Source organism: Chloracidobacterium sp. N (assembly GCF_018304765.1).
GTDB lineage: Bacteria > Acidobacteriota > Blastocatellia > Chloracidobacteriales > Chloracidobacteriaceae > Chloracidobacterium > Chloracidobacterium aggregatum.
Window position 1 is genome coordinate 238479 of record NZ_CP072642.1, and the last position, 17089, is coordinate 255567.

A 17089-nucleotide genomic window follows, 5' to 3' on the forward strand; every position below is an offset into this window, starting at 1 on the left:
ACCCTGCTCCGGTGGAAGGGCCGTTCAGCGGGACAGGTAGCGTTCGGCGGTTTTGACGCGCACCAGCGCCGCTTCCAGTTCGGCACGCAGACGGTAAAGGTCTTCATCGGGGCGTTCGGCTTCGGCTTTCCTGAGCGCCAGTTCGGCTTCACGCAGGCGCGTCCGGGCTTCCTCGATGTCAATGTCTTCGGCGAGTTCGGCCCGTTCGGTCAGCACGGTGACGCGGTTGCCCAGAACTTCCACGAAACCCTGCGCCACGAACGCCAGGGTTTCCTTTCCGCCCTGGCGATAGGTCAAAAGACCGGCCACACCAAGTTGTGACATCAGGGCGGCGTGGCCGGGGAGGACACCGATTTCACCATCCAGCGCCGGCAGGACGACTTCATCCACGGTCTGGGAAGGAAACGCCCGTTCGGGGGTAACGATGTCGAGTGTGAGAGACATATCCTTCAAATTGGTCCTTCATGTGCCAGATTTGTCTGTGGCGGCACGATACCAGCCCTGCCCCCGGATTGGAAACCGGTTGCCCAGCACGATGGCCCCGGGCCTCCCAGTGAAGACCCGCCAACGAAAATCCGGAAGTGCCGCTGCTAGAGTTTTCTTGAGACAGGAGATTGTTCATGGCTGTTGAAATCACCGGCAAGTATCTTGGCGCTTTGCGCGTTGAAATGACCCACGGACCCTCCGGGGCACTTCTGCAAACCGTGGCCCCGACAGACAACCAAGGGGACGGAAGCTGTTTTTCGCCAACGGACCTCGTGGCGGCGGCGCTTGGCTCCTGCATGATGACCCTGATGGGCATCGTTGCCCAGCGCGACGGCCTCGACCTTTCCGGGACGCATTTCCGCATTGTCAAACACATGCAGACCACCTCGCCGCGCCGGGTAGCCTCGTTGCCCATCACCTTTCACCTGCCGGGTCACATTCCAGCCGAGGCCCGTCCCAAACTCGAACGTGCGGCCCTGACCTGCCCCGTTCACCACAGCCTGCACCCGGACATTGAAAGCAAGGTTGAGTTCCTTTACGACCTGTGAACCGCACATCAACGGGCGTTGACAGGTCACAGGCGGCGGCGTATGTTCTCGCCAAGTCATCCGATGCGGGCGTAGCTCAATGGTAGAGTACCAGCTTCCCAAGCTGGGTGTTGTGGGTTCGAGTCCCATCGCCCGCTCCACATCCGGCGCCAAAAACCACGGCTGCCGAAAGACCACGTAAAACAGACAACAACAAACAAAAAACGAGGCGGATGAAACCATCCGCCTCGCGTCGTTTGGGCGTCCGTGTAACGCTACCGACTTAGTAGTTACGGAACAGCGCGTTGGCATCCAGCGTGCCGTTGCTGACGCACCGGCCGTTGAGGGATGAAATCCGATAGACGCTGTTCATGATGTTGTTCTTGATGGTGAGACCGCGCGCTGAACGCCGGGCAGCGTAGAGCGCAACCACACCCGTGACGTGCGGGGTTGCCATCGAAGTGCCGCTCAGAGAGCCATACCGGCTCGCCGGCAGCGTGGACTGGATGTTGGAGCCGGGCGCGCCGAGGTCAACGCTTGTGCGGCCGTAGTTGGAGAAGGAAGACAGCGCACCGGTGCTCGTGATGGAAGCCACGGCAATGATGCAGTTGTGGCTGTAGCTGGCCGGGTAGGACGGACGGCGGTCGTTGTCGTTGGACTCGTTGCCCGCTGCCGCCACGAAGAGAATGTTGCGCGCCTGGGCGCGGGAAATCGCATCGAACAGCGCCTGCGAGTAACCGCCGCCGCCCCACGAGTTGTTCGTGGCAACGATGTCCAGCCCATGCCGCACCTTGAGGTCGGTGAAGTAGTCAATGGCGCGGATGGCGTTGGCCGTCGTGCCGCCCTGTGCACCCAGGAACTTGCCCGAAATCATGGTCACGCGCCAGTTGACGCCGACCACGCCGATGCCGTTGTTGCCTACGGCACCAATCGTGCCGGCCACGTGCGTGCCGTGGGAGTCAATGTTGGTCGAACCGGAAGCCGGCCCGTCATACACCGTCCGGTCGTTGTTGGCGAAGTCCCAGCCATGCGTGTCATCCACATAGCCATTGCCGTCGTTGTCGCGTCCATCCACGGGATCGAAGGGGTTGACCCAGATGTTGGCCTGCAGGTCGGGATGGTTGACCTGGATGCCTTCGTCAATGACGCCGACGTAGATGTTGCGTGAACCGGTGCCATTCGTCACCGAGGTGGACCACACGGCGGCGGCTTCACTACCGTACTGATTGCTCGTGCCGCTGCCGGTCCGGTAGCCGTACATGCCCCACATCGAGCCGTTCAGGAAGAGCGGGTCGTTGGGACGCGCTGCCTGAAGCTTGGTGTAAATCCAGTTGGGTTCAACCGACTTGACGGCCCGGTGGCCGCGGAGAATTTCGCACGCTTCCTTGACGCTCAGACCCGGCGGCAGGGTGTCGAGTTCAACCTCACCGGCCGGGCGCTCCATACCGTTGCGCAGGGGCGTGCCAGCTTCGAGCATACGCCGTTCGTCGGACGAAAGCAGCGTTGTCGCACGGGCGGCACCAATCATGGCGCGCACCTGCGCGCGGCTGCGCTCGTCGGCGTCTTCGTAGTACTGGATGATGACCTGATTGGCGACGTAACGCGGCTCACCGGCCACGTCCACCGGGTATTCGTCGCGTCCACTACCACCTGCCGACGGCGGCAGCGGGCGGCTGATCTGGCTGAAAGTGGTTGCCGTCATACCTCCGGCAAGCAAAAGCGCAAACGCAAGGGCCAGTGACTTTTTCACGATGAGGATCCCTCCATGGATGAAGCGGGAAAATGTTTTGTGGTGCGCAGGACCGGGTGGTGCTGGGCGTAACCTGTGCAAAACAACTTGCGTGCCAAACCTGACGGATTCCCGCCGGAACGACACCGGCGGTGGGCCGTCCGCGCCCCACAGCCGTGGCCCGTGACGCGCCGGAATGCCGGCTTTTTCAAGGTTTTTTCGTCCATGGCACTGGCTTGTGACGCAAAAGGCTTGAGAAAGGGCCGACTTGGCATTACCTTCACGGCCTTGCACCTGAACCGTCAATCGCCGCTAAAGTGTCAAATGACTTGCTGTCAACCTGCTTGACGGCAAGCATCTTGATGGTTATGGAGACCGACTCGTCGCCGCGATGTCTGATGCGCTTTCTGCCAGTGCGCCACGCCTGAGTCGCCATGAGTGGTTGGTCAGTCGGCTGCAATTCGAAATCGGAGAACTTGAGCAACAGGGGTCGCCGCTGGCTGTCGAGCGGCGCTTTGAGCTGGCCCGCCTTCTGGCCGAGGTGCACCGCTTTGACGAAGCGGCACAGGTTCTGGACCGCATCGCCGCACAGGCGGCTGATGCGGAAACCATCGCTGGCGTTCACCTCCAGCGGGCGGACACCTATCTGCGCCAGCATCACATTCCGCGCGCCATTCACGAAGCCAATCTGGCGCTGAAGGTGGGAGAGTCTGAGCGCCTGGAGACTGTAGTGGGGCAGGCGGAAGCCCTTTTGGGAGGCATCTACGCGGCCATTGATGAATACGCCATCGCCCGTGAGCATCTGGAGCGGGGGCTGCGTCTGCTGGAAGCGGCCCGCAGGATGCGCGGCGTTGCCGAATGCCGCTGGCAGCTTGCCGTCATGGCCTATCACGAGGGGCGTCCGGCTGAATCGCGTGATGAAGCCGCGCGCGCCCTCGCGCTGCTTGAAGCCCTGCCGGGCGGGTTGGCGGCCCAGGACCCCAGGCTGGTTGGGCAGTTGCTTGACCACCAGGCTTTTATGGCTTTTGAGGCAGGCGATCTCGCCACGGCGCTGGCGCTGCTGGAAAGGGCCCTGTCCCACTGGGCGCAAACCGATGACCGGTTGGCGTTGGGGCGGGCATACGACCTGGTGGCCGATGTGCGCATGTGCGCCGGCAAGTGGCGCGAGGCGGAAGAAGCCCTGGGGCAGGCGATGTCGCTGGTGGCGGATGACCAGGCGGCTGAAAGCCTGGTACGCCGGACGGCAAGCCGCCTGCGGCTCTGGCAGGGTGATCTGGACGCTGCCGAACGGCAGGCCCGGTTGGCCGTGGAGCGCGCCCTGGCCGCCGGGCGGGCGGCCGCCGAAGCCGGCGGCTGGGAAGCTCTGGCCGAAGTGCTGCTGGCGCAGGGACGCAACGAAGAAGCCCTGGCGCTGTTCGAGCAGGCCACGCGCATCAATGCCAAAATCAACCGGATCAACCGTCTGCCCATCAGTCACCTGCGTCTGGCCGAAGCCTGTCTGGCCACGGGCGATGCCGTCCGGGCGGAAGCCCATATCCGCCGCGCCCGTGAGCTGTTCGGAGAGACATCGAAGCTTCATGCTGCGGGTCTGCTCTGTCGGCTCGAAGGGGAGTTGCACCTCGTGCGCAACAATCCCAGTGAGGCCGTCACGGCTTTTACCCAGAGCCTGTCCATGTTTGAAGCGGCCGGCTTTCTCTACGACGCCGCCACGAGTCACCTTGGAGCCGGCCGGGCCTTTCTCGCTCTGGGCAATCCGGCCCGGGCGCGCCTTCACCTCGAAGCCGCCCAGCGGCTCTTTATGGAACTGGGCGCCCAACGTGGCCTGGCACAGGCGATGCAGTTGCTGGCTGACGCCCAACGCGCCGATGAGCGGGACCGTCCACTGGCTCCCGCGCCCAGCCTCGATGCCCTGCTCGTCGAAAGTCTTGTGGCGGCTTCGACAACACCGGATTTGCTGCTGCGCGAACTGGTCATCCTGCTCCGTGATGAACTGCGTGTGAACGCTGCCATTTTTGAACAGATGCCCGATGGACTGCGGCTCCACGCGGGCAGCGCCGGTCCAGCCGAGCGGATGCGCCGTGCTCTGGAAAGCAGCCTGCATGATGAGCGTTCCCTGCCGGACGATCTGACGGTGCGCACGTTCAATGACGTGCGGCCCGGAGCCGATCTCGCTCCCATGCGGCGGTTTTTCCTGTGCCTGAGCGGCGTCATCGCGCCCAACATCGCCACAACCATCGAGGCGCTCGTCCACGTCGTGGAGTTCATTCTCGAAAATCACCGTCTGCGCAACACCGTCCGGGCTTCCCGGGCCATTGCAAGCAGTGAGCCGGCGGCCAACCGCTTTGCCCACCTGGGTCTGGTGTGCGAGTCGCCGGCCATGCTGTCGGTTGTGGAGCGCATCGAGAAAATCCGCTCCTCCGATGTGACGGTGCTCATCACGGGTGAGTCCGGGGTCGGCAAGGAACTCGTGGCCCGGGCGCTCCACGCCACCAGCCGCCGCCGGGACCGGGTGTTTTTGCCCTTCAACTGTGCCGCGATTCCGGCCGAGTTGGTCGAAAGCCGGCTGTTCGGGCACCGCCAGGGAGCTTTTACCGGGGCCAACAAAGACGCCCTGGGCATCATCCGGTCGGCCGCCGGAGGAACGCTGTTTCTGGACGAAATTGGAGAGCTGGCCCTGCACGTCCAGCCCAAGCTGCTGCGCTTCCTGCAGGAGCGCGAAATTCACCCGGTAGGCGAGGAAAAGCCCATCAAGGTGGATGTCCGGGTCATTGCGGCGACCAACCGCGACCTGGAAGCGGAGGTGGCCCAGGGCCGGTTTCGGGAAGACCTGTTTCACCGCCTCAACGTGGTACGTCTGCACGTCCCACCGCTGCGGGCGCGCCGCGAAGACATTGCGCCGTTGGTACGGCATCTGTTGCGCGAGTGCGCCAAGCGGGAAGGGAAAAATGTTGCCCTTTCCGAAGCGGCTCTGGAACGTCTGTGCCAGCTTCCCTGGCCGGGCAATGTGCGGCAGCTCAAAAACGAAGTTGAGCGGGCGGTTGCACTTGCCGAACCCAACGACATCCTGACGCCCGATCACTTTTCACCGGAGTTGTGGCTCGCCACACCGCCGATGCCGAGTGGCGCGCACCGCATTCCGCCGTTGCCGCCGGGCGGTCGCCGTGGAACGGGGGAGTTGATCTTTCCTTCCCGACCGACACTGTCGGCGGCCGTGGAGGCGCTGGAGCGCCAGATGATTGCCGAGGCGCTGGAGCGTCACCACGGCAACGTCACCCATGCCGCCCGTGAACTGGGCCTGACCCGGCAGGGGCTGATTCTCAAGCGCCGCCGCTATGGCCTTGAAAAAGAACCGCTGCGGGAATGATGCCGGTACACTATGGCAAAGGCAGGCCCCACCGGCGAACCGTGCCATCCTGCCCCCAGGAAAAGGCATGGACGCCATCGGGATGCAGGGCCACGTGGTGCACCCGTTCGGTGTGACCGGTCAGGCACATAATTTCACAGCCGCTTTCGATGTCCCACAGCCGCACGGTCCGGTCGTCGCTGCCCGACAGAAGCCGTTTGCCATCGGCCGAAATGGCCAGACTGTTGACGTAGTTGCCGTGGCCAATGAAGACCTGCACCGGTTTTCCGTCGGCGACCTGCCACAGGCGAATTGTCGAATCGAGGTTGACTGACGCCACCTGCCGGCCATCGGGCGTAAAGACAACCTGCGCCGAGCCGTAGGGAATTTGCCCGGCATCAAGCCGCTTGATGCGCCGCCGTCCTTCACTTTCGGCCGTTTTGACCTGTTTGAGTTCACTGCCGACCAGCCGCTGGCGGTCATCCGAAATGGACACGCTCAGCGAGTCGTAGGTCGTTTCGTCCGGCGGCAGATAGAGCAGCTCCCGTCCAGTGTGCGTGGCCCACAGGTGGATGTCACCGCTGACGGTCATGACGATGACCGATTGCCCGTCCGGCGCAAAGGTGGCGCAGGCAATTTCATCGGCATGCTTGGTGAACCGGCGGATTTCGCGTCCGGTGGAAGTTTCCCACAGGCGTACGGTTTTGTCCTGCCCGCCGGTCACAATCCATTGCCCGTCTGGCGAGAACGCCACCGTCGTCACCATCGTGTGCCCGAAGAGCCGCCGCAGTTCGCTGCCGCTCTGGGCGTCGCGCAGGCGGAGGCTGTCATCCGCGCCGCTGAACACGGCCAGGCGGTTGTCGGGACTTAGCGCCGCACAGCGTACCGGAAACATGCGCCCGGCGGCAAAACGGGTGATTTCACGCCCGTCTTCAGTCGAAAACATGCCGATGGTCTGGTCACGGCGCGCTGAATGGAAAAACCGGCCATCCCGCGAAAAAGCAATGCTGTTTGGGTAGGTGTGGGCGGTGAAAACGGCAATCTCGCCGAGCTTTTCGGGCGGTTTTACCGGTTCGGGCGCCGGCAACACCAGTCCTGCCAGATTCGGCAGGTGCGGGGCGGGGCCGTTGGTCGCCGATGGAGCCGTGGCCGCCGGGACGCTTTCCGTCAGCGGGGAAGTGATGATTTCCAGGGTTGAGGTCAGGTCGAAGAGCAACGGTACGCTGGGGCCTTCAGCCGTCAGCGCCGGGAGTCCGGCCGGAACCGCCGGTGAGGCGGGGTCCGCCGATGGCGTTGACGCCGGACTGCCCAGGGTGAACTTCCCGGAAGAGTAGCCGAAGGAAGATTCGCCCGTGGCTGCCAGCAGCTCGCTGGCCAGTTCCTCTGCCGTCGGCCGGTTGGCCGGGTCCTTTTCCAGCGCGTGCATGACAACCCGCTCGATTTCCACTGGAACGGCCGGGTTGTATGAACGCAATGGCGGCGGCGGATCGTTGACCTGCATCCACATCACGGCGACGAAATCATTGTCCGGCGACTCGAACGGCAACTTTCCGGTCAGCATCTGATACATCATGATGCCCAGGCTGTACACGTCCGCCTTGCCGTCATAGGGTTTGTTGCGCATGCGTTCCGGCGACATGTATTCCGGCGTCCCCATGAGAATGCCGGTGGCCGTCAGGTTGCGCCGGCCGGGTTCTTTCGGGGGGCGCGCCAGCTTGGCAATGCCGAAGTCGAGTACCTTGACGACCTCTCCGCGCCGGGTGCGGTGGAGAAAAATGTTATCCGGCTTGATGTCGCGGTGGACGATGCCCGATGCATGGGCTTCGGTGAGCACATCGCACACTGGAATGATGATTTCCACGCAGCGTTCGAGTGGAAGCACAAACCGTTCCTGGAGTTCGTCGCTCAGCGGGCGGCCGTCGAGCAGCTCCATGACCAAGTAGGCATGACCATCCTGGGTGATGCTGAAATCCAGAATGGCCACGGCGTTGGGGTGTGAAACCGAACAGGCCGAGACGCCTTCCTGCCGAAACCGCTCCAGGTTTTCCGGCGTGGTGTTGTGGATGTTGTTGTGCAGCACCTTGACTGCCACAGGGCGGTTGAGGTTCAGATGCGTGGCCCGATAGACCGCACCAAAACCGCCCACGCCAATTTTGGCGTCAAGGCGATACTTGCCATCGAGGGTGACACCAATGAAGGGATCGGGGATGGTCGTCAAGGGCTGGTGTCTCCACGAAGAAAACCTGGGTCGGTGCGGGATGAGAAGCCTATTGTGTGCCAAACCTTGTGGTATGACAACCAAGTTTCTCGTCAACCTTTTGGCAGCCGATTGTAGCAAAAATTCAGATGCAGTGCAGCCGGCCGTGGCGCTGGCAGGGCTGTTTTTCAGTCCGGTGTACCGTGCCGCGCGCCGCCATAGCGGAACTTCAGCACCAGAATCGTGGCGACCAGAACCAGCGTGAGGGTGTTCCACACCATCAGCGGTATGTCCCGGCGGAGCAACCCATAGATGAGCCACAGGATGACACCGGTGGAAAACACAAGGTACATGCCGGCTGAAACGTCTTTGACCGACTTCGTGCGCCAGCTCTGCCACACCTGAAGGGCGAAAGAAAAGCTGGTGAGGGCGCCGGCCAAAAGGCCCAGAACTGTCAGTGTGGCAGAGGAAGGCATAGGTGTGGCACCGGTTGGTTACGGCGCATCCGGTCGGCCTGGTCAGGGTGTCAGCCAGTGGCCACGCCAGCCGGCGGCATGATCGTCCCAGGTGAAGGCGGCCCGCCGGTGGCCGCGGGCGGCAAGCTGGAGCCAGTCCAGCCGGATAACCTCCGTGACGCAGACGGCAAAGTTGACAAAGCCGGCTTCACTTTCTTCCGCCGTCGGCGACCGCTCCACCAGTGCCGGCGGTAGTCCGCTGGAGGGGGTATCGGACGGGGTGCTGGGAGCCACTTCAGCCAAGTAACAGCGCCGTGACATCAGCCGGGTGCGCGCCCAGGCGTCTGCGGCCACGGCATCACCCTGGTGAACCACACTGTTCCCTTTGGCCCGTACCTGTACCTTGCCAGCCGGGTCATAAAACACCCAGGCCGTTGTGTGACAGGCCTGTAACAGGCGCACCTTGGGGGCGCGGGCGTCGGTGTGGAATGCCAGTTCGCGGCGGTCCGGGGAAGCGCGCCGCAGGACGACGACCCGCGCATCGCAGTCTGCCGGGCCGGCCGTGGCTACGACGGGCGTGTGAAAGGGATGTCCGGCTTCCCGGACGCCGACTTCAAAAGTCTCCCAGATACTTCTGAGAATGGCGTCGAGATCGATTGGCAGGTCAGTTGGCAGGTGATGGCCCTTCATCGGAAACGGCTGACACTCGGTTCATTCGGAATGAAGAACCGCCAGAGTAAATCGCGCCCCTGAGTAATGCCAATGCGGGGCGAACTGGCGATGGGCGGTGCAGTTGCGCGCGGTTGGAGGCAGACCCGGTGCCCGATCTGCTCGCCGTTGTGTTCGCGTCCAATTCCCAGGGCGCGGCAGAGCCGGCCCGGGCCGCGCGCCAACTCGTGAACCGGCATCGGGCGCGGCGTCCGGGCCTGCATGCTCTCGATGCCATGCGTCGGCGCAATGGCGCGAATGAGCACTGCGCCAGGGCCGCGCGTATCGGTCGTGAAGTTGAGGCAGTAATACATCCCGTAAATCAGATACACGTAGAGCCGCCCGTAGGTCTCACGCATCAACTGACCACGCGGCCCACGCAAAACGGCATGCGAGGCCGGGTCGTCGGTGTAGGCTTCGGTTTCAACGATGATGCCGCCGGCGTCACCGTGCCAGAGCGTACATCCCAGAAGTTCCTGTGCGACGGTCACGGCGTCACGGGCGAAAAAATCAGCCGTCAGCATTGGGTTCATACCAGTCAGCACGGCGCGTCGGTCAACCGGCCCGCCGCTGCCGGGCAATGGTCTGGAAATAATCCGAACACGGCTCACCGGCAAGCTCCACGGCGCGCAGGTCCACGTCCAGCAGGTCGGTCCCGGTGACAACCTTGCCCACTGGAACAGCCGTGCCTTCATCCGGTTGCCAGTCCCGGCTGATGAACTTGTGAGTCAGGTCCACGACGGCCCCTTCAAACCGTACGCCAAGGGTGAAATAGACATCCACCAGGACGCGCTGCACGTCCGGCACGTGGAGCTGCCCGCGGGCATGCGGGCTGCGGGCGCGATAGACGGCGCGCGGAAAGAGTCCGTAGAGATTTTTGATGGCGGCGCTGATGAGCGGGCGTCCCTTGAGCGTCGTGCGCTTGAAACCGGCCACGGATACCCGGCAGTCAGCTTCCTCCAGAAGCGCCGGGGCCTGCATCCGGTCAAACCGCTGCGGTTGCCGGGAGGTGTTGGAATAGGCCTTGTGCGACAGCGTATCCGCATCCAGCAGCCGCAGCCCTGGATCGTCCAGTTCGGTCAGCAGCCGGTTGACGCCCAGCCGGGACATGACTTCCGCAAACGTGACCTTGGTGCAGACCCCTTCCAGAATGACGATCTCCGCCCGTGGCGCAACACGCCGGATACCGAGCAGCACTTCCCGCAGCACCGGCAGCCCTACCGTGACCGGAGCCGGGACGGGATAGCCCAGGTTTGGCTTGACAATGACCCGCTGCGCCCCATGCGCAGCCAGCGGCGGTACGTAGTGAAAGGTCGGACTATCGGCTACGACGGTGTCGCTCACGAAATGGCGTTGGCCGCAGCGAAGGCGGCACGATTATGGGCTGGTGGGGGGAGCGTGCAGAACAAGAGGCTTTATCCGGGGTGCCCATTGCCCAGGTCACGCTCGATGGCGGCGGCAACCTGCGCGGCAAGCGTGCCGATGTCTATGCCGTTGGCCGCTTCCAGCATCACCCGCGCCAGATTTTCCGTGCCGGAGTACCGCAGGAGCAGGCGTCCCCGTCCGGCAAGCTGGGCCTCGACTTCCCGCACCGTTGCCGCCACCCGTGGAAGGGTCTCGAAGGGGCGCTTTTCACGTACGGGAACGTTGACGAGCGTCTGTGGGAAGCGGGTCAGTCCGCGCACGGCTTCGCGCAGCGAGCACTGCCGTTCCACGAGCAGGCGCAGGACGTTGAGGGCGGTCAGCAGCCCGTCGCCGGCCAGGCTCTGGCGGGCAAAAATGATGTGGCCCGATTGTTCACCGCCCAGCAGTGCCCCGTGTTCGAGCATTGCCGCCAGCACGGCCCGGTCGCCCACCGGCGTGCGGATGAGGTCAATGCCCCGTTCCCGCAGGGCCAGTTCCAGCCCCAGGTTGCTCATGACGGTTGCCACGACACAGCGCGGTGTCAGTTCGCCACGGGCGTCGGCGTCGGTGGCCATGGCGTAGAGGATGGCATCGCCGTCCACCACTTCGCCCTGTTCATCCACAAACAGGCAGCGGTCGGCGTCCCCGTCAAAGGCAATGCCAAGCTGCGCACCGGCTGCACGGGTCACTTCGGCCACGTGCTGGATGTGAATCGTTCCACATCCGTCGTTGATGTTGCGTCCGTTGGCGGCCGCGCCGGTCACAAAGGTTTTGGCGCCGAGCGCCTGGAGCATGATGTTGGCGTAAGGCGCGGCCGCGCCATTGGCACAGTCAACGGCAATGGACCAGCCGGAAAGGTCGAGGTCCGCGCCAATGTGCTGCGTGAGAAACTCCAGATAACTCAACGCATGGGTTGGGTCTTCCCACAACGAAGCCGGAGCTGAACCGGGCGCCTCAGTCTGCGCCGGGGCCGGGGACAGGTTTTCAAGGGCGGCTTCAATGGCGGTTTCCAGCGCGTCGTCGGTTTTTTCTCCCGAAGCCAGAAAGAACTTGATGCCGTTGTCGTGAAATGGATTGTGCGAGGCCGAAATGACAATCCCGGCGTCAAAGCCTTCGGCGCGGGTCAGGTAGGCAATGCCGGGCGTGGGGATGATACCGGCGCAGCTTACTGTGCCCCCGGCCTGTGCAATCCCCTGGGCAACGGCGGCAGCTATCCACGGACTGGATTCACGGGTGTCACCGCCAATGACCAACCGGGGCGTCTGCCCGGTACGCGCCGCCAGCACCTGGCTGAGCGTGGCTCCGATGACGGTCAGAGCTTCTGGTTGAAGTGGGAACTCCCCGGCGCGGCCGCGTATCCCATCGGTACCAAAAAAGCGTCCCATGACAGTGAACTTCGCTGTGGCTGAATTTCGAGCCGCCGGACGCCAGACCACCATAGCGCCGGACTCTTTCTGGAATTTATAGTCTGGCGGCGGCATCCGCACCAGCCAAGATTGTGTTGAGGAGCTATCCGTTTGTCTATTCCAGTTACCGTTGTCATATTGGCGGCCGGCGAAGGGACGCGCATGAAGTCACGCCTGCCGAAAGTGCTGCACCCTGTCGCCGGCGATACGCTGCTGGGGCATGTTGCCCGGAGCGCGGCCGCACTGGACCCAAAGCAGGTCGTGGTCGTGGTCGGCCACGGGGCAGAAGCCGTGCACGAGGCTTTTGCCGCCCGTTGGAAGGCGTTGGCCCCGCATATCCCGTTTTCAGTCGTCGTGCAGTCCGAGCGGCGTGGCACCGCCCATGCCCTGCGGGTGACGGAGGAAGTGCTGGCGGCGGTCACGGGGACGCTGCTGGTGCTCTCCGGGGATGTGCCGCTGCTGCGGCCAGCAACACTCCGCCACCTGCTGGCCGTCCATGCCGCAACCGGGGCGGCGGCAACCGTCCTTTCCACCCACCTGGCGACGCCGACCGGCTACGGCCGCATCCGGCGCACATCCGACGGAGGCTTTGACCGGATCATCGAGGAACGCGACGCCACACCGGCCGAAAAAGCCATCACCGAAATCAACGCCGGGGTCTATACCTTCCAGCTCGACGGCCTGTTTGACGTGCTGGCCCGCATCTCCAACGACAACGCCCAGGGGGAATACTACCTACCCGATGCCCTGCGGCTGCTGCGCCAGGATGGGCGGCGCGTCGAGGTGCTGCTGCACCCCGAAGCCGAGGAAGTCTGCGGCGTCAACACCCGCGCCGAACTGGCGGCGGCAGGAGCCATCCTGCGTCGTCGCAAGGTGTCCGAACTGATGGCCGCCGGGGTGACGTTTCTCGACCCGGCAACAGCGTACGTCGAAGTGGAGGTCGAGATTGGGATGGACACCGTGGTGTATCCCAACGTGCACCTCGAAGGTCAGACCGTCATTGGCGAAGATTGCCGGATTCACACGGGCGCACGGCTCGTCAATGCCTGCTTGGGGAACAGTGTGACCGTACGCGACTACTCGCTGGTCTTTGACAGCCGCCTCGATGACCGGGCAACCGTCGGGCCCTTTGCCCACCTGCGCCTGAATGCCCACGTGCAGGAAGGCGCTGTGGTGGGGAACTTCGTGGAGGTCAAGCAGTCGTCGCTGGGTCCCGGAACAAAAGCCATGCACCTGAGCTATCTCGGTGACGCCACGCTTGGGGCTGGGGTCAATGTGGGCGCCGGCACGATCACCTGCAACTACGATGGCAGACAGAAGCACCGCACCATTGTCGAGGACGGCGTCAAAATCGGCAGCGACACCATGCTGGTCGCGCCAGTGCGGGTGGGCGCGGGAGCCGTGACGGGGGCCGGGGCCGTCGTGACCGAGGATGTGCCGCCTGCCACGCTCGTGGTCGGCGTGCCGGCCAAGGTCAAAAAAGTTTTGTCCTGAGCGCCTGTCCGAAACACGGCGTTAACGCGCCTCCTCCAAGCTTCCCTTACGTTTGACATTGCTATTTTCAGGCTCGGTTTTGAGGGAATCCGGTTCGTATGGATGCATTATTTGGCGAGGCGCTTCCGCCGACGACCCTCGTGCTGCTCCTCGTGTCGCTGGCCGTCGCTTTTGGTTTCGAGTTCGTCAACGGTTTTCACGACACAGCCAATGCCGTAGCCACCGTGATCTACACGAAGTCGCTGCGTCCCTGGACGGCTGTGGTCTGGTCCGGGATTTGCAACTTCTGCGGCGTGTTTTTCGGCGGGATTGCCGTGGCCATGGGCATCGTCTATCTGCTGCCCGTCGAGCTGCTCATTTCAAAGAGCACCAGCGCCGGGCTGGCCATGGCGCTCGCCCTGCTGCTGGGAGCCATTATCTGGAATCTGGGCACGTGGTACTTCGGGCTGCCGGCTTCCAGTTCGCACACGCTGATTGGTGCGATTGTCGGCGTCGGTCTTGCCAATTCGCTTCTGCCCGGTCATCGCTTTGGTGATGGGGTCAACTGGGGCAAGGTCTCGGAAACCGGGCTGGCGTTGCTCATTTCGCCGCTGATCGGTTTTTCGCTGGCGGCCCTGCTCGTCCTGCTGTCAAGGTGGCTGATTCCCGACAAGCGGTTGTACGAAAAGCCGGATGAGCACAATCCGCCGCCGCTGTGGATTCGCGCCATTCTCATCCTGACCTGCACCGGCGTGAGTTTCGCCCACGGCTCCAACGACGGCCAGAAGGGCATCGGGCTGGTGATGCTCATTCTCACGGGGATTGTCCCGGCTTCGTTCGCGCTGGATATGTCCTTCAACGCCCAGCAGATGGAAAGCGCCCGGCAGGCGCTCGTGCGCATGGACGGCGTTGCATCCCGGCTGGCCCCGGCCGAAGCCGAGGCACTTCAGTCGGCTGTCGCGCGGGTGCGGGGGACGCTTGATGGTCACACCACGCTGGGGGAGATTCCGCGTGAGCAACGCAAGGACGTACGCTCAGACATCATCAAGCTTGACGCCACGGTGAAGAAAATCCTCAAGGCCGCGTCGCCGGGGCTACCGGCCGCCGAAGCCGAGGTGCTCAAGAAAGACATTGCCACGCTCAAGTCGCTCACCGACTTTGCCCCCTTCTGGGTCAAGGTCTCCATTGCCCTTTCGCTGGGCATTGGGACGATGGTCGGCTGGAAGCGCATCGTCATCACCATTGGCGAAAAAATCGGCAAAGAGCATCTGACGTACGCACAGGGAGCCTCGGCTGAGCTGGTGGCGATGTCCAGCATCGGGATGGCGTCCTACCTGGGGTTGCCGGTGAGTACAACGCACGTGTTGTCGTCAGGTGTCGCCGGCACGATGGTGGCCAAGGGGTCGGGCCTTCAGGCGGCCACCGTCATCAAAATTGCCTCGGCCTGGGTGCTGACCCTTCCGGCCGCCATCGGGCTGGCCGGCGGACTGTTTTTGTTGTTCCACTGGCTGTTCGTCTAGGGCTTTGGGGCGGCTTTGGGCCTGAACACCCAGCCGCCCTGCTGCATCGTCCAGCCGGGCGGTGCCGTAGCCTTCAGGCGCTCCATAATCCTGGGGACATACATTTCGTTGTAGCGCAGCCGCGACAGGGCATTCGGGCGCGTGGGATCGCCGTTCCAGCAGTGCTCGGCGCGGTCGCCGTAGCGTACTTCGCCCCCGTAAGGCGGGTCGGTCGTGGCGGCCAGGAACTCCTCGACGAGATAGACGGCATTGTTGAGGTAGTAGTTATCCATGTCCCCGCAGTAGATGTGGATTTTCCCCTGGAGCCTGGGCCCCAGCGTCTTCCAGTTGCGCCGCAGGATGTCGCCCAGGTCGTAGTGTTCCCGCCAGTACGCCGCTACGGACTTGTCAATGACGCCCGTGCGTTTGTCCCAGATGGGCTTGGGATAGCCGTCGGGCCCGACGGGTGAGTACACCGCCTGCCAGATGTCCCACTGCCCGCCGGAGCGGCCGTTGGAGCCGAGCGCCAGCTCCAGTTGGTTCATCTGCTGGACGGTCGCCTGAAGGTGGCCGAGGTAATCGCGCTTGCCCGGACGCGGGACGGTCTTCCACGGCCCACCGAAAACGTAGGCGTTGTCGTCCGCATAGATGTTGACCGTGGTGTAGGCGCGAAAATCAATCGGGTCGGGACAGGCGGCAAAACAGCCGTTGAAATCGTCCGGGTAAAAGATTTGCGCGGCCAGCGCTTCCCAGCCGCCGGTTGAGCCACCATAGGTGAAGCGCGCCCAGCCCTGCCCGATGCAGCGGAAGCGGCGTTCGATTTCGGGAATCAGCTCGCGCATGATGGCGTCGCCGTAGGGTCCGACGTTGGCCGAGTTGACCGCGTAGGAGTCGTCGTAATACGGGTTGGCGTGCTGGATTTCGACAATGACCAGCCGTGGGAAGTCGGGACTCGTCCAGGTTTTGTAAAAATCGTAGGCCGCCTGCTGCTGAATCCGGTTGTAGCCCGTCAGTTTGAAACGCTTGCTGTAATCCGGCTTGAGGTCGGGGTCGGGCGGTGTTTCCCGAAAGCCATCGAAGGTGTAGGGAAAATGCCCGTGGAACACGCAGAGCGGATAACGCAGGTCGGGATGTTCATCAAAGCCTTCGGGCAGAAGAACGCATGCGCCGAGTTCCATGGGGCGTCCCCAGAACTTCGACAGCAACTCACTGCGGATTTTGAAGTGTTTGATGTACTTCGTGTCCGGCGGGGGCGGAATGGGCGGGATTTCCTGATCGAGGGACAGTTCCACCGTGCCGCCGCGCTGCGGGTTGAGCGTGATTTGCCGTGGCGTGCTGTAGGTGTTGCCCGGCGCGCGGTTCCACTGCTGCCCTTCGCCCCGGTCCATTGGCAGTTTGACGACGTGCCCATCGCTGCGTCGGAACGTCTCGTAGCGGTGGAACAGCACCTGCACGAAGTAGTCGCCGGGCGGGAGGTCGGCCAGGCGGAGCACCGGATAACCGTCAGCCTGGGGGTCGAAGGTCACCACCTGTCCGGGCTGGACGCCGTTGACATCCATGCCGAAAACCTGCTGTGTGTCGAGGTCTTCGCTGATTTGAAAGCGGGGTTCGGCACTGGGGTCTTTCGAGATGAGCAACAGCAGCCGCCCGTCGCTTGGGGCGCTGAAGCGCGTCTTGGGAAACAGCACCCGGATGTTCAGCGAGGCGTTGGCCGCCGCCTGTCGGGCCGGGCCGAAAGCGCCCAGACCGCCCCACAGTAACAGAACGCCGGCAACCAGCAGCCATCCGGCCCGGTGTGCCGGCGACATCCGGGCCGGTGACATCCGGGCTGGCTGAAGCAGGAGCAGAGGTTTCGGCATGGT

Annotated in this window: 13 protein-coding genes and 1 tRNA gene; 5 read left to right on the forward strand and 9 right to left on the reverse strand. The window is 63.5% G+C overall.

Going from position 1 to position 17089, the window contains the following annotated elements; all coding sequences use genetic code 11:
• Window positions 1-24: 24 nt before the first annotated feature.
• The gene (locus J8C05_RS00975) at window positions 25-444 is read right to left on the reverse strand and encodes a F0F1 ATP synthase subunit epsilon (RefSeq protein WP_211422386.1); all 420 of its coding nucleotides are present in this window, start codon (window positions 442-444) and stop codon (window positions 25-27) included.
• Window positions 445-620: 176 nt separating this feature from the next.
• Between J8C05_RS00975 and J8C05_RS00980 the strand changes: the two genes are divergently transcribed.
• Both J8C05_RS00980 and J8C05_RS00985 read left to right on the forward strand, forming a co-directional pair.
• Window positions 621-1034 (forward strand): OsmC family protein, encoded by a 414-nt coding sequence (locus J8C05_RS00980; RefSeq protein ID WP_211422387.1) that lies wholly within the window; start codon window positions 621-623, stop codon window positions 1032-1034.
• 65 nt (window positions 1035-1099) lie between these two features.
• A tRNA-Gly gene (locus J8C05_RS00985) sits at window positions 1100-1174 on the forward strand.
• 122 nt (window positions 1175-1296) lie between these two features.
• On the opposite strand, the gene J8C05_RS00990 is transcribed toward J8C05_RS00985, so the two are convergent.
• Complete coding sequence (locus J8C05_RS00990; RefSeq protein WP_246840712.1) at window positions 1297-2715, reverse strand: S8 family peptidase; 1419 nt, start codon at window positions 2713-2715, stop codon at window positions 1297-1299.
• Window positions 2716-3133: 418 nt separating this feature from the next.
• Here J8C05_RS00990 and J8C05_RS00995 point away from each other — a divergent pair, with 418 nt between their 5' ends.
• Window positions 3134-6106 carry a sigma 54-interacting transcriptional regulator gene (locus J8C05_RS00995; RefSeq protein WP_211422388.1) on the forward strand — a complete coding sequence of 991 codons (2973 nt, stop codon included), beginning with the start codon at window positions 3134-3136 and terminating at the stop codon, window positions 6104-6106.
• A 10-nt stretch (window positions 6107-6116) separates the two neighbouring features.
• Here J8C05_RS00995 and J8C05_RS01000 read toward each other — a convergent pair whose 3' ends face one another.
• From J8C05_RS01000 to glmM, 6 genes are all read right to left on the reverse strand, one after another.
• On the reverse strand, window positions 6117-8303 hold the full coding sequence (locus J8C05_RS01000) for a serine/threonine-protein kinase (protein WP_211422389.1): 2187 nt from the start codon (window positions 8301-8303) through the stop codon (window positions 6117-6119).
• 167 nt (window positions 8304-8470) lie between these two features.
• Entirely contained in the window at window positions 8471-8758 is a 288-nt protein-coding gene (locus J8C05_RS01005) for a SemiSWEET family sugar transporter (protein ID WP_211422390.1), read from the reverse strand.
• Window positions 8759-8800: 42 nt separating this feature from the next.
• Window positions 8801-9427: a PNPOx family protein gene (locus tag J8C05_RS01010; protein ID WP_211422391.1), complete on the reverse strand. Its 627-nt coding sequence runs from the start codon at window positions 9425-9427 to the stop codon at window positions 8801-8803.
• On the reverse strand, window positions 9424-9978 hold the full coding sequence (locus J8C05_RS01015; protein ID WP_211422392.1) for a DNA-3-methyladenine glycosylase: 555 nt from the start codon (window positions 9976-9978) through the stop codon (window positions 9424-9426). Before J8C05_RS01015 ends, J8C05_RS01010 begins: the two co-directional genes overlap by 4 nt.
• A 22-nt stretch (window positions 9979-10000) precedes the next feature.
• Window positions 10001-10789 (reverse strand): DUF362 domain-containing protein, encoded by a 789-nt coding sequence (locus J8C05_RS01020; protein WP_211422393.1) that lies wholly within the window; start codon window positions 10787-10789, stop codon window positions 10001-10003.
• A 71-nt stretch (window positions 10790-10860) separates the two neighbouring features.
• On the reverse strand, window positions 10861-12234 hold the full coding sequence (gene glmM / locus J8C05_RS01025) for a phosphoglucosamine mutase (protein WP_211422394.1): 1374 nt from the start codon (window positions 12232-12234) through the stop codon (window positions 10861-10863).
• 132 nt (window positions 12235-12366) lie between these two features.
• Here glmM and glmU point away from each other — a divergent pair, with 132 nt between their 5' ends.
• A complete protein-coding gene (gene glmU / locus J8C05_RS01030) occupies window positions 12367-13749 on the forward strand; it encodes a bifunctional UDP-N-acetylglucosamine diphosphorylase/glucosamine-1-phosphate N-acetyltransferase GlmU (protein WP_281503756.1) in 1383 nt (460 codons plus the stop codon).
• A gap of 98 nt (window positions 13750-13847) precedes the next feature.
• Window positions 13848-15248, forward strand: coding sequence for an inorganic phosphate transporter (locus J8C05_RS01035; protein WP_211422395.1), 1401 nt, complete (start codon window positions 13848-13850; stop codon window positions 15246-15248).
• Here the strand turns inward: J8C05_RS01035 and J8C05_RS01040 are convergent.
• A complete protein-coding gene (locus J8C05_RS01040) occupies window positions 15245-17086 on the reverse strand; it encodes an alpha/beta hydrolase (RefSeq protein ID WP_211422396.1) in 1842 nt (613 codons plus the stop codon). The two genes, J8C05_RS01035 and J8C05_RS01040, sit on opposite strands and share 4 nt — an antisense overlap.
• Between the last annotated feature and the right edge of the window lie 3 nt (window positions 17087-17089).

Excerpts from the sequence above, each read along its gene's own strand:
- J8C05_RS00995 (WP_211422388.1), top strand. The coding sequence starts at position 3,134 with ATGTCTGATGCGCTTTCTGCCAGTGCGCCACGCCTGAGTCGCCATGAG.
- J8C05_RS00990 (WP_246840712.1), bottom strand. The coding sequence starts at position 2,715 with ATGACGGCAACCACTTTCAGCCAGATCAGCCGCCCGCTGCCGCCGTCG.
- J8C05_RS01035 (WP_211422395.1), top strand. The coding sequence starts at position 13,848 with ATGGATGCATTATTTGGCGAGGCGCTTCCGCCGACGACCCTCGTGCTG.
- J8C05_RS01015 (WP_211422392.1), bottom strand. The coding sequence starts at position 9,978 with ATGAACCCAATGCTGACGGCTGATTTTTTCGCCCGTGACGCCGTGACC.
- J8C05_RS01040 (WP_211422396.1), bottom strand. The coding sequence starts at position 17,086 with ATGCCGAAACCTCTGCTCCTGCTTCAGCCAGCCCGGATGTCACCGGCC.
- J8C05_RS00975 (WP_211422386.1), bottom strand. The coding sequence starts at position 444 with ATGTCTCTCACACTCGACATCGTTACCCCCGAACGGGCGTTTCCTTCC.
- glmM (WP_211422394.1), bottom strand. The coding sequence starts at position 12,234 with ATGGGACGCTTTTTTGGTACCGATGGGATACGCGGCCGCGCCGGGGAG.
- J8C05_RS00980 (WP_211422387.1), top strand. The coding sequence starts at position 621 with ATGGCTGTTGAAATCACCGGCAAGTATCTTGGCGCTTTGCGCGTTGAA.
- J8C05_RS01005 (WP_211422390.1), bottom strand. The coding sequence starts at position 8,758 with ATGCCTTCCTCTGCCACACTGACAGTTCTGGGCCTTTTGGCCGGCGCC.
- J8C05_RS01010 (WP_211422391.1), bottom strand. The coding sequence starts at position 9,427 with ATGAAGGGCCATCACCTGCCAACTGACCTGCCAATCGATCTCGACGCC.